The following is a 13827-nucleotide window of genomic DNA, read 5'->3' on the forward strand; positions in this document are numbered from 1 at the left end:
TGATCATGAATCGCATGGTGTCGTCTCCGTTGCAGTTGAGTACCATCCGGTCATTACCCGTACCGCCAATCAGGAGGTCGTTGCCCAGGCCACCCAGCAATGTGTCGTTGCCGGCTCCGCCGTTGAGGGTGTCATTACCCACCCCGCCGGTGATGACGTTGTTCGACGCATTGCCGGTGCCAACGAAGTTGGCAGCTCCGAGGTAGAGCAGATGCTCGACATTGGTGCCCAGTGTGAAGCTGGCCAGCGTGGTCTGTACGGAATCCTCACCCTCACCCGCCAACTCGACCACCAGGTCCCCGGCTGAATCGACAATGTAGCCATCGTTGCCGACTCCGCCCACCATCATGTCATTACCCGTACCGCCATCGAGCACGTCGTTGCCTACCTCGCCATTGAGGAAGTCGTTGCCGTCCCCACCGTTGAGACGGTCATTGTCAATGCCGCCAAACAACTGGTCGACACCGCCCAGGCCATTGAGCGTATCGTTCCCGCCCAGGCCAAACAGCACATCGCTACCCGCGGTACCGATGAGGATGTTTGCCAAGGCATCGCCCGTTTGCACCGCACCCAGCAGTACTACCAGTGCCGTCGCTGCGGAGGTCACTGACTCCAGCGTACCGAAGCCATCGGTGTAGCGCGCGATCACCCGAATTTGCTGGTTGACTTGCGCCGCACCAGGGGTGAACGTCGCGGCGGTCGCGCCGACGATATTGGTGAAGGTAGTCCCGGTACCTTGCTGCCATTGGTAGCTGAATGTGCCCAGCCCGTCCGGATCGGCAATCCCTGCCGTCAGCGCGGTCAGCACCTGACCTTGAGTCGGTGTCGTATCGCTGACCAGCAACGCGCCTGTCGGTGCGTCGTTGACATTGCCCACCGGTGCCGTGGCGTCGGACGCAACGCTTTCGGCGGTACCGAAGTCATCCACGTAACTGACCACCACGCGCACCTGATCGCCGACCTGAGCCTGGCCAAGTGTGAACGTACTGGCGGTGGCTCCGGCGATGTCGACGAAGGTAACCCCGTTGGTCTCCTGCCACTGGAAGGTGAACTGCGGATTGCTGAGGCCATCGACGTCGACAATGGTCGACAGGTCGGCGGTCAACACCTGGTTCTGCACCGCAAGCCCGAGGATGCCCGGCCCTGCAGTCGGTGCGGTGTTACCCGCCGAGTCGACGATCTCCAGCGTACTATTGCCATCCTGATACACCGCGCGAACGCGGATGTTCAGACCGGCGACATCATCCGCCACCCGATAGGTGGTACCCGTCACCCGCGATGCCTCGCCGGCGGCGACAATGGTGATGTCTTCATAGATGCCCGAACCGGCAATGGTTTCGACCTGCCAGTAGTAAGACACGGGACCGGTAACCACGCCGGTAGGATTGGCCGCACTGACACTGTCCGCGTCGCGTATCGACTGACTGCTGACGCGCAGCAGTTGGCCGGCGACAGGAGTATCTTCGCGCGCACCGGTGGTGGCATCGAGGATCGCCAGACGCCCCACAGGAGCACTGTTCAAGGCGGTGCCAACACCGGAGGCCTGCGCCTGGTCAGCGAACTGCAGACGCTCGATGCCTGTCAGGCGATCGACGCCATCACGCCCGGCCACCAGGTCGGTCACGATGACGGCGTTGCCCTCGACAGCGATGCTGTACTCCGACGCATTACCGGAGAACACCGCGGTGTCGAAGTTGTCAGTGCCGGTCAGGATCTCCCGCACGATGACAAGCTGGCCCGGGTTGTAAGTACCGTTCAACATCGCCTGGACCATCGGCCCCATGCTGTCGAACGTGGCGATTTCCGCGCCAGTGCCATCAGCGTTTGCCCGTACGCTGATGCGCACGTTCAGCCACTTGTCACCGTCGATGATGTCGTCACCACCGCGACCTTCAATGAGATCGCTGCCGCTGCCACCGAGGATGATGTTACCGCCGTCGAAGAACGTCGCTCCGACTGGCAGCAGACCCGCCAGACCATTGATCAGGCTGATGTTGGTCAGCACACTGCCGGTTGCACCCGCGGTGGGTAGCGAGGTCGCATCTTCGCTATCACCGCGCAGGAAGTCACCGTGGGACGAACCCGACAGACCTTCCATGATGTCGAAGCGCACCAGCGCCGAAGCCCCCGAACCTGGCTGCGGTGGCACATCGAAGAAGCGGTCGCTGTAATCGACACTCACACCTTGGGCGAGATCCTTGAAGGTCGCCCAGTCATAGCCCGAGCCGCCGATATAGCGGTCACCCATGCCGAGACTGCCGACCATGATGTCGTCGCCGCCTTCGCCGTTGAACTTATCGTTCTCGTTACCACCGACGAATACATCGTGGCCAATGACCGGGTCGTTGCCCAGCGGATCGAAGTTGTCGCCAGGCGCACCGTCCGAGGTACCCTTCTCGATCCAGTCGTCGCCTTCGTTACCCATGTCCTGTTCGTTGGCTTTGCTGCCCAGGATGAAGTCATTGCCCTGGCCACCAATGGCCTCGGAGGCGTCCTCACCGGTAATGATGAAGTCGCTGCCGAACCCGCCAATGATCAGGTTGACGCCGTTGCCACCGTGCAGCACGTCGTTGCCGTCGCCACCCTGGAGGTTATCGTCGCCGCCGGTGTCGGTGATGATGTCGTCGCCGTCACCACCGCGCAGCTGGTCGTTGCCGTCACCGCCGTCGATACGATCGTTGCCGCCATCACCCCAGACCGTGTCATCGCCTTCACTGGAGATGAGGATGTCTGAGTTGTCCGTGCCACCCAGCACGATGTGCTCGGCACCGTTGTAGCGGATGTAGTTGGTGTCCGCCCCCACGGTCAGCGGGTTGTCGCGGAACACCACCTGCTCGCCGTTCGGGCCGAGCGGGTCGGCGGTGAGCAGGCCTTCGTTGAATTGCCTGCCCTGATCCACTTCCAGATAGAACCCCGGATCCGAGAACACCAGGCCCGGCAAGTGAGTGGCCGAAGTGTTGGCCATGATCAGCTTGGCGAACGAGTTGCTTTCAAGTTCGGCATTCATCGACAGGCCAGAGGTACGCTCCAGGTAGTAGAAGCGATCGCCGTCCTGCAGTTTTTCCAACTGGTTCTCGAACACGAAGTTGAAGGTCGAGCCGAGCATGCCGCCGAACGGGGTTTTCGCTTCGGCCAGGCCACCGATCCAGAGGTCGATGGCATCGACGCCAGTGACCGTCACACCCCTGAGGTCGTCGGCAGTGCCCACCACGCCATCCGTGCCGGCCAGCGTTACGTTGGCATAGGCACCCGTGCTGTTGAGGAAGTCCAGGCGATCAGCCGGTGCACCCACACCACCGAAGACCAGCGCCAGGGCTGCCGCGCGCTTGCCATCCAGTGTGGTCGCCGCCGTGATCGTGTCATGCGTGCCATAGGCCGCGATGAAGTTGATCAACGACTCCGGATGTTTGAGGTACTGCACCAGATCGACCCAACTGGTGTACGGCTTGAGTTGGGTATCACCGGTTTGGCTGTAGATGTCGCGGCGGATCGCATTGAGTGAGGGAATCCCCACGTCGCGGCCACGGGCGATGTTGAGCGCCGGCAGGTCGAGCGGCAGGCCGAGCAGGTTATTGCGCAGCGCCTCGGTGACGAACTCGTCGATTTCGTTACCGGCTTGCCGAGTCACCCCACGTATGATCGCACTGGTTGCGTCCTCAGGTGATACGCCGCTGGCGGCGTACGCCAGAGGGTTGAGGAACGCCGCGATCAAGCCCATTTGCTGATCGGGATTAGCGCTGGCCGGATCGCCTATCACGTTGAAGTCGATGTCGTAGCGATCGACGGTCTCGGTCAGCATCGAGTGGCCAAACCGATATACGGTATGGGCGAACTCGGCGACGATCGAGGCATCGAGGTCGACGTCGTAGACCTGGGTCGGTGCGAAGAACAGGTCGACTCTAGGCTGGATGGTCCGCGCAAACTCCTCGAACACCAGGTGCTGATACTGCATTTCGGTGCCGAACTTGGCAGCCTGGAACAAGCGCTCGCCATTCCACTGCAGCGCATCGAACTCAGCCTGGGTGGTTGGCAATGCGGCCACCGGATTGAGCAGCCACTCGTTGAGGAAGGTCACGTCACCCGAGTCGAGCACGGTGTCCTTGGTCTGCTGGACCAGGCGGTTGTGCTCGGAGTGGAAGATCGCATGCACCGCGGTCAGGCCGATGTTCTCGTTGACCCGGCCGTCGCCGGCGATGTAGTGGGCGTCGAGCAGTTCATTGTCATAGGTCAGGTTGTTGCCGCCCGGGCCTACGGGTTGCGCATTACCGACAGCGGTGTCGGCATCCGCCAGCAGAACCCCGCCGACGATTACCGGTGTTGCATTGTGGGCGATATCGACGAGGAACTGGTGACCGGTGCGCACAGCATTGGTCAGGTCAAGGGGAGCAAGCGGATTGCCTTCGACAAGGACGTCATCCGCCGTGCCACCAAGACCGTCAGCCCCACTCATCACCACCATCGGAAAGCCGTTCGGCCCCTTGATGAAATTGCCATAGGCGTCAGTCGCCAACAGCGGGGCATTATCGACATCGGCATCGGTAAGGTTGATACCCAGGATGTCGCGGGCTTGCGCCTTGACCACCTTCCAGGTCGCCATGCCACCGATTTCGACGTCGTCCGCGGTACCAAACGAGCCATCCGCACCCAGGTCACGGTTGGTAATCAACCGGCCTGTCGCTACGGGGCCGCTGGCGGTAAGTTCATAACCGCGCAGGAACACCTGGTGCGACGGGTGCGAACTGTAGGTCTGGTTCTGGTCCACGAACGGCGTGGTGGAGTTGGTGTGCTCATGGATGTCGTCGGCCGTGCCAAGAATGCCATCCGCCCCTGGCTGGTTGGTTGCACGGGTCAGGACCATGAAGTTCGTCGGGCTACCTGGAACAAAGAGTGGATCATCCGGCTGAAGCGGAATGAAGACGGTGCCCGAACCACCTTTGGTGACCAGGTCCAGACCATGATCGAAGAACTGCCCGAAGAAGGTCATCCAGGCGTTGAACGGCGCGGACAATCCCGCATCCGCCGCAGTGTTTTCGAACAGGTACACATCATGGTCGTCGGCAGTACCGAACTGACCATCCATCCCGGGGCTGGCGACAATCTGTACGCCATCCTTGAGCACGTCGTCATTACCCACGGCGCCGAAGTTGAGCACACCGTCCAGGCCCGGGTCGAAAGCCGTGGCATAGGCCGCCGGGTTGTTCGACGTCTGGTCGACGATCAGGTTACTGATGGTGCGCGGCTGCGAGTCAATCACAAGGCCGCTGGTCTGCGTATACGATGTTCCCCCTTCCGCCGGATTGAAGACCGGATCGCTTATGCGCGGAAAGAGGTTATCGGCGGCACCAAACTCGGTGTTGTTGTTGCCGTTGAGGTTCATCAGGTTGTTGTTCGACCCGTCGACCGCACGCAGGCCCAGCGGCGCGCGAATATTCGGGATCAGCGAGAGGATGTCCTGACCGGCCGCTTCCGCCTCGGCAATCTTGATCTGGTCAAGAATGAAGTTGAGGTCGGAACGGACCATGTGCAGGCCCGCGCCACCCGCGGTGGCATCGACTACAGGTACCAGCGGCGTTGGCGTGACCGGTGCACCGGCGGCGATGGCAGCCGTCGGCGTGGAGAACAGGATCTCCGTGGTGCCGTGACCGTCCTGATAGATCGCCTTGACCCGCAACGACAACCCGGCAAGGTCAGGAGAGACCTTGAACGCGGTACCGTCGGCGCTTTGGAACGCCAGGTCGCCAGCTGGCAACAGGATGATGTCCTCGAATACGCCGCTGCCTGGAGTGGCTTCGAACTGCCAGATGTAGGACACAGAGGAGTTGGTGATCAACCCCTGCGGATTACCCGCCGCGATATTGTCGGCATCGGTCACCCCGGCCACGCTGACCGTCAGCGTATCGCCCACGGTGAGTTCGCCGCCGTTACCATCCGCGACAGTCGGACTGCCATCCGGTTGGGCATTGAGCCCCGCCACCAGCACTTGCTGGTTATCGGCAAACTGCAGGCGTTCGATATGCAGCAGGGTGTCGATGCCGTCGCGACCCGCTACGGTATCGGCCACTGTCCAGACATCGTCCGTCACATCGGCGGTGCCACGGTCGTCGACAGTCACCGCATATTCGGCCTCGAGGCCGGAGTAAATGGCGGTATCGAAGGCCGCCCCGCCAGTCGAGGTGCCGGGCATGATTTCCCGCACGGCCTTGAGCTGACCAGGGTTGAAGGTGCCATCCAGCATGAGCGGGATCATATCGACCATGCTGTCGAAGGAGGCGATCTCGGGGCCGGTATGGTTGATGTCAGCCGCGTCATAAACGGCAATCCTGACGTTGATCCATTTGTCGCCATCGATCAGGTCATCGCCACCGCGACCTTCGATCAGGTCACTGCCATCACCGCCGAGGATGATGTTGCCGGTGGCAAAACCGGTGACCGGCAAACCGGCATCGGCCAGGAACTGGTCCAGTCCGCGGATCAACGCGACATTGGTCAGCGCACCGCCCGTGGCACCACCGTGGTTGACGATAGTGACTGCATCGACATCATCGCCCTTGAGCACATCGCCGAAACTCGAACCGGACAAGCCTTCGACCTCGGCAAAACGGTCAAGAATCGAGGCAGGTGAGGCACCGACCGGATTGAAGACCCCGGCGTTCTGGTTTGGTGCATTGCCGTGTGGCTGCGCCAGCGCGGCCAGGCTCAGGTCAACGGTCACGCCGATCCTGTCATTCTTGTAGGTCACCCAGTCGAAACCGGACATGCCGTCCATCTTGTCCTGGGCATCGCTGCCGACAAAGATGTCGTCGCCACCCTCGCCGATCATTTCGTCAAAACCGCCACCACCGATGAAGATGTCGTTGCCGATCACATCGTCAGTGAGCAGTGGCGCGAAGTTATCGCCTGGCGCACCGTCCTGGGTGCCCTTCTCGATCCAGTCGTCACCTGCGTTACCGGTAGGTGGCAGGTTGGTCTTGGCACCGAGGATGAAGTCGTCACCCTGGCCACCGAAGGTGGTGGTGATGTCTTCCGTGGTGACGATGAAGTCCTGGCCATCGCCGCCCAGGATCAGGTTGCCTGCAACCAGCATGCTGCCGGCCACGATCACATCGTTACCGGCATTGCCTTCCAGACGGTTGTCACCGAACGAGTCGGTGATGATGTCATCACCCGCACCGCCCAGCACCGCATCGTTCCCGGCACCGCCTTCGAGGCGGTCATTGCCGGCGTCGCCGTAAAGGGTGTCATCACCGTCACCGGAGATGATGATGTCATTGCCGGCGGTGCCGCCCATGACGACATGGTCTTCACCGGTGTATTGCAGATAATTGGTGTCCGGCCCTACGGTATCGGGGTTGTCACGAATCACCAGCGACACGACTTCCACGCCGTTGATCATGATGCCGCCGGTCGGATCGTCTCGGCCGCCCACGCCAAGGCCGGTGAACTGAGTGGCCTGATCCACCTCGAGGGTGAACGTCGGCGTCAGGAACACGGTGTTCGACAAGTGGGTGACATCGGTGTTGAGCATGATCAGCTTGGCAAAGGAGTTGTTTTCCAACTCGGTGCCGAAGTTCAGGCCCGCGGTACGCGACAGGTAGTAGAAGCGGTCGCCGTTCTGCAACGCCTCCATCTGGGTTTCAAACACGAAGTTGAAGGTCGAGCCGAGCATGCCGCCGAACGGCATTTTCTGCTCGGCGAGGCCACCGACCCAGAAGTCGATGTCGTCGACGCCCGTGACCGTCACACCTGTCACGTCATCGGCAGTACCCAGTACCCCATCCGCGCCGGCCGTCGTTACGTTGGCGTAGGCACCGGTGCTGTTGAGGAAGTCCAGGCGGTCAGCCGGCGAACCCACGCCACCCAATACCAGCGCCAGGGCTGCAGCGCGTTTGTCTGCCAGTGTGAGCGCCGCCGTGATCGTGCTATGGGTACCATAGGCCGCGATGAAGTTGACCAGTGACTCGGGGTGCTTGAGGCTGTCTGCCAGGTCAGCCCAACTGATGTACGGCTTGAGTTGGCTGTCTCCGGTTGATTCGTAGAACTCCCGGCGCGCCTCATTCAAGGTGGGGATACCCGTGTCGCGACCACGTGCCAGGTTCAGGGCCGGCAAATCGAGCGGCAAACCGAGCAGGTTGTTGCGCAACGCTTCGGTGACGAACTCATCGATCTCGTTACCGACCTGGCGGGTCACACCGCGAATGATTGCCCCTGCCGCCTGATCCGCAGTCAACCCGCTGCTGGCGAACGCCAGCGGGTTTAGGAAGGCCGCGATCAGCCCCATTTGCGAGTCCGGGTTGGTGGGGTCAGTGAGCAGCGGATTGAACGCAGGATCGAAGCGATCGACGGTCTCGGTCAACATCGAGTGACCGAAGCGGTATACCACGTGGGCGAACTCGGCGAGGATGGCCGGGTTGATCGAGGTGTCATAACCGTTGGGCGCAAGGAATCCGTCGATCTGTGGCTGAACGGTCCGCGCGAACTCCTCGAACACCAGGTGCTGGTATTGCATCTCGGTACCGAACTTGGCGGCCTGGAACAGGCGTTCGCCGTCCCATACCAACGCCGCAATCTCGGCAGGTGTAGTCGGTATTGCAGCCACGTCGTCCGCCAGCCACTCATTGAGGAAAACCAGGTCGCCGGAGGCAAGGATGGTGTCCTTCGATTGCTGGACCAGGCGGTTGTGCTCGGAGTGGAACACATGGTGCACGGTGGTCAGGCCAATGTTTTCGTTCACCCGGCCATCGCCGGCAATGTAGTGGGCGTCAAGCAGTTCATTGTCATAGGTCAGGTTATTGCCGAGCCCGTCAACAGGCTGCGCATTGCCGACAGTCGTGTCGGCATCCGCTTGCAGAACCCCGCCGACGACTACCGGCGCGGCGTTGTGGGCGATGTCGTCGAGGAAGGCATGCCCGGTACTCACGGCACTGGCCAGGCTGATAGGAGCGGCCCGGTTGCCTTCGACCAATTGAGTGACGTCGTCCGCTGTCCCGGCGACGCCATCAGCGCCATTACTGATGCGAATCACCACCTGCGGCATGCCGTTAGGCCCGCGGATGAAGTTGCCGTATGCATCGGTTGCCAGCAATGGCACGTTGTGTACGTCAGCGTCAGTTAGGTCAATGCCGAGAATGTCACGGGCCTGCGCCTTGACCACCTTCCAGGTCGCCATGCCGCCGTTTTCGCTGGCGCCATCATCGGCGGTGCCGAACAGGCCATCGGCGCCGAGGTCGCGGTTGGTGATCAAGCGCCCCGTTGCAACAGGTTCGCCTGCCGCATTGAGGACATACTCACGCAGAAACACCTGATGCGACGGGTGCGAGCTGTAGGTCTGGCTCTGGTCGACGAACGGCGAGGTGGTGTTGGTCTGGCCATCATCGGCCGTGCCGACTACGCCGTCCGCGCCGGCGGTACGTACTGCACGTGACAGCACCATGAAGTTGGTCGGGCTGCCCGGTACGAACAACGGATCGTCCGGCTGCAGCGGAACAAACACGACGTCGGTAGCGCTCTTGGTGACCAGGTCGAGACCGTGGTCGAAGAACTGGCCGAAGAAGGTCATCCACGAGTTGAAGCTGGCGGTCAGGCCGACGTCCGGCGAGACGTTGGGCATGAAGAACACGTCCTTGTCATCGGCCGTGCCGAACACGCCATCCAGCCCGGGGCTGGTGACTATCTGTACGCCATCCTTGAGTACGTCGTCATTACCCACCGTGCCGAAGTTGAGCACACCGTCCAGGCCCGGGTCGAACGCCGAGGCGTAGGCCGCCGGGTTGTTGGCGGTCTGATCGACGACCAGGTTACTGATAATCCGTGGCTGCGGGTCGGTCACCGTCCCTGGCGCGGCGTATGCGTCCAGAAACGAGGGATCAAGCAGGCGCGGGAAGGCACCGTCCGCGGCACCAAAATCACTCTGGCCGGTGACCAGGTTGTTGAAGCTGCCATCGACGGTACGCAGGCCGAATGGCACCTGGGTGTTGGGAAGCAAATCAATGAGGCTGGCGCCGTCGGCGTTCGCTTCTGCGATAAAGATTTGCTTGAGGATGAACTCCAGGTCCGACTTGCTGAAATTGGCCATTTTGAATTGCCCTCGATATGTCTGGGTAAAGGCACGGGACGAGAAAACCCTCCCGCGCCAAGTCAAGTGCTGGCTTGCGCAGTTTGTTGGTTATGTTTTTTTGCGAGAGCTGGCGTTACCCGGGACCCGGGATTCGCGCCTGGAATTCGCGATATGAATTGCTCGCCGGGCGATCAGGCAGAGCGGATTCGAGCCCTGGGCGGGCCATGGAATCTGGAAGTGAAGGCAAACGTCCTGGAAAGCCCCTTCCCTCTGCAAAAGAACGAAATGATCGACATGATTCTGCTCCTCTCGGGAAAAACACCGCGCCTTGCGCTGCCAAAGCAATGGCAGGCTTCAGGCGGGCGGGCCCCCCGATAACTAAGACTAAAGTTCCATAGCAAATCTTTGTCAATATTACGTCGTTAAAACAGACGACTGGTGGTAGGCATCTCAAGTAGCTGTTTTTAAAAGACATATAGAAAGTTGTGTGCTGGTATAGAGCGAAATGTTATTTCGGACTGTTTAACCGCCACCTACGCTGCTGCATAAGGGAGCAACGCAGCGATTTCGGAAGACTCGCCATCCACAGAGCGACCAGCCTGCGTGTCCAAAAGCTGTTTACAGGGCTACATTTACTGTTAGCTGTTGCGCCTCAGGGGCAATCGGCTTTTCGCAGTGGGAGGATCAACATGCCCAAGCAGTCGAGCATCCGTTCCGAACTGGCCGACGCGCTCTTTCGCATGCGCCGCAGTTTTTATTCGCTGGCAGCGTTCAGCGGCGTCATAAACGTCATGATGTTGACGCCAGCTATTTATATGCTGCAGGTCTACGATCGAGCCCTTGTCAGTCGCAACGTCACGACGCTGGCGATGTTGACGGTTCTGGTGGTGGGTCTGTTCCTGCTGATGTCCACACTGGAGATGGTTCGCACCCGCGTGCTGATCCGGGTCGGCAACTGCCTGGACATGGACCTCAACCGACGCATTTTCACCGCGGCATTCGAGCGCAACCTGAGCCGCGCCGGAGGTAACCCGGCCCAGGCCCTGCAAGACCTCGCCCAGGTTCGTCAGTTCGTCACCGGCAACTCCCTGTTCGCGTTTTTCGATGCACCGTGGACGCCGATCTACCTGCTGGTCGCCTATCTGATTCACCCGATACTCGGACTGATCACGCTGATCGGCTCACTGATTCTGATGGGCCTGGCCTGGCTCACTGAAAAGGCGACGCAGAAGCCGCTGGCCGAAGCCAATCAGGCCTCCCTCTCCTCCGCCCAATATGCCAACAACAACCTGCGCAACGCCGAGGTCATCGAGGCCATGGGCATGCTGCCGTCGATCAGCAAGCGCTGGTTCCAAAGTCATTTGCGCATTCTGGAAATGCAGACCCTGGCCTCCGACCGCGCCGCCTTTATCAGCAGCACCGGGCGCTTCGTGCGGATCACTTTGCAGTCTTTGATCCTCGGCGCCGGCGCGCTGCTGGCGATCGAAGGCAAGATCACCCCGGGGATGATGATTGCCTGCTCGATCCTCACCGGCCGCGCACTGGGTCCGGTGGAACAGGTCATCGCATCGTGGAAACAACTGCTCGGTTGCCGTACGGCCTGGGGCCGGCTCAACGAGATGCTGCACGACTATCCGCGCCGGCCACCGAGCATGTCGCTGCAGCGGCCAATGGGCATGCTGGCGGTAGAGAATGTGTATGCCGGAGCCCCGGGTACCAACAACACGATTCTGCGCGGGGTGAGCTTCAGCCTTGTCCCCGGCGAAAGCCTTGGCATCATCGGCCCATCCGCCTCGGGCAAGTCCACCCTCGCCCGCCTGCTGGTTGGCGTCTGGCCGGCCCAAGCCGGCAAGGTGCGCCTGGACGGCGCAGACATATTCAACTGGAACAAGGGCGAACTTGGCCCCTGGCTCGGCTACCTGCCACAGGACGTGGAGCTGTTCGAGGGCAATATCGCCGACAACATTGCGCGCTTTGGTGAAGTGGACAGCGAAGCAGTGATCCGCGCCGCCAAGATCACTGGTGTACACGAGATGATCCTGCGTTTTCCGCAGGGCTATGACACCCGCCTGGGCACCGATGGCAGCCCGCTATCCGGTGGCCAGAAGCAGCGCATCGCCTTGGCCCGGGCGTTGTATGGCGAGCCCAATCTGATCGTGCTGGACGAGCCGAACGCCAACCTCGACGACGTCGGCGAAAAGGCCTTGGTCGATGCCCTGGCCGAACTCAAGGGCCGTGGCGCCACCGTCATTCTGATTTCTCACCGTCCCAACGTACTCTGCGCCGTCGACAAGGTGCTGATGCTGCGTGACGGCGGCGTGCAGATGCTCGGTACGCGCGATGAAGTATTCGCAGCGCTGCGCAAGGCCAGTGTGATCCCTGCAGGCGCGTCGACTCCGCTGGCCTCCGTCAAAGCACGGGAGTGACCGATCATGCAAATGAGCCAACATACCGACATGATTACAGCCGATTCCAGGAGCATGGTAGACCTGGACGTCGGCAAACCCGCGCGCTGGGGCGTGTGGCTAGTGCTCGCCGGCTTCGGCGGCTTTCTCCTGTGGTCATGGCTGGCGCCGCTGGATGCCGGCGTGGTAGCGACAGGCACGGTCAAGGTCACCAGCAATCGCAAAGCCGTGCAGCATCTGAGCGGCGGCACCGTGGAAGCCATCCTCGTTCGCGAAGGCGATCTAGTGACAAAAGGCCAGGAGGTAGTCCGCCTCGACTCGTTGCGTGCCCTTGCCGAACAGGGAGCGGTCAGCGCCCAGTACATCGTCAGCAAGACGGTGGAAAACCGTCTGGAAGCGGAGCGTGACAACCGCGACGTGGTGAACTTTGATCCTGAACTGCTAAAGCGCTTCAAGGATGACCACCGCCTGGAAGCCGCCATGGACCTGCAACAGCGCCTGCTCGACACCCGGCGCGCCGGTCTCGCGGGTGAGATCAGCATCCTGCAGGAGAACCTGGCGGCGTCGGCCGTGCAGCTCAAGGGCCTGCAGCAAGTCTATAGTGCCCGCGCCTCGCAAATCAGTTTCCTCAACCAGGAACTGCAAGGCACCCGCGTGCTGACCGCCGAAGGCTATGTACCGCGCAACCGCCTGCTTGAGCTGGAGCGCAGCAACGCCGACCTTTCCGCCGGCCAGGCCGAGAACCTCAACAACATCGCCCGGGTGCGTAGCCAGACCACCGAAATCAAGCTGCGCATCCTGCAGCGCCAGCACGATTACCTGAAAGAAGTCGAATCGCAGTTGACGGAAACCGCCAAGGAAAACACCACCCTGGCCGATCGCTTGCGCGCACTTGACTATGAAGTGACCCACACGGTGATTCGGTCACCGATCGATGGCATGGTCCAGGCCTTGAGCATCGCCACCGTCGGCGGGATCATTCAGCCCGGCTTCAAGATCATGGAAATCGTTCCGCTCAACGAACCGTTGCAGGTCGACGCGATGATTCCCGTGCAGGCCATCGACAAGATGGTCCCCGGACTGCCCGTGGACATTTCCTTCCCGGCCTTCAACCATGCCAAGACACCAAACATACCCGGCCGAGTGATGACCATCTCCGCCGACCGCCTGATGGACGAGGAAAGCAAGCAGCCGTTCTATCTGGCCCAGGTGGAAGTCACCCCCGATGGCATGGGCCTGCTTGGCACCAATCACATTCGCCCTGGCATGCCTGCCAGCGTCACCATCAAGACAGGCGAACGCAATATGTTGAGCTATCTTCTTAAACCAATGCTCGAACGTGTGGACAGCTCATTCAAGGAACAATGA

At 61.1% G+C, this 13827-nt stretch carries 4 protein-coding genes; 3 read left to right on the forward strand and 1 reads right to left on the reverse strand.

The window, feature by feature from the left end:
* Positions 1–10072, reverse strand: a 10072-nt coding sequence (locus tag ASD95_RS24020) for a peroxidase family protein (protein WP_056848073.1), incomplete at its 3' end; no start/stop codon positions are given.
* A 153-nt stretch (positions 10073–10225) separates the two neighbouring features.
* Between ASD95_RS24020 and ASD95_RS24025 the strand changes: the two genes are divergently transcribed.
* From ASD95_RS24025 to ASD95_RS24035, 3 genes are all read left to right on the forward strand, one after another.
* A complete protein-coding gene (locus tag ASD95_RS24025) occupies positions 10226–10432 on the forward strand; it encodes a hypothetical protein (RefSeq protein ID WP_056722315.1) in 207 nt (68 codons plus the stop codon).
* A gap of 311 nt (positions 10433–10743) precedes the next feature.
* A complete protein-coding gene (locus ASD95_RS24030; RefSeq protein WP_056722316.1) occupies positions 10744–12480 on the forward strand; it encodes a type I secretion system permease/ATPase in 1737 nt (578 codons plus the stop codon).
* A gap of 6 nt (positions 12481–12486) precedes the next feature.
* The gene (locus tag ASD95_RS24035; RefSeq protein WP_056722318.1) at positions 12487–13827 is read left to right on the forward strand and encodes an HlyD family type I secretion periplasmic adaptor subunit; all 1341 of its coding nucleotides are present in this window, start codon (positions 12487–12489) and stop codon (positions 13825–13827) included.

It is taken from the genome of Pseudomonas sp. Root71 (assembly GCF_001429045.1).
GTDB lineage: Bacteria > Pseudomonadota > Gammaproteobacteria > Pseudomonadales > Pseudomonadaceae > Aquipseudomonas > Aquipseudomonas monachiensis.

What these genes read in the sequence shown, in the direction of transcription:
- ASD95_RS24025 (WP_056722315.1), top strand. Translation starts at nt 10,226, where the DNA reads ATGAATTGCTCGCCGGGCGATCAGGCAGAGCGGATTCGAGCCCTGGGC.
- ASD95_RS24030 (WP_056722316.1), top strand. Translation starts at nt 10,744, where the DNA reads ATGCCCAAGCAGTCGAGCATCCGTTCCGAACTGGCCGACGCGCTCTTT.
- ASD95_RS24035 (WP_056722318.1), top strand. Translation starts at nt 12,487, where the DNA reads ATGCAAATGAGCCAACATACCGACATGATTACAGCCGATTCCAGGAGC.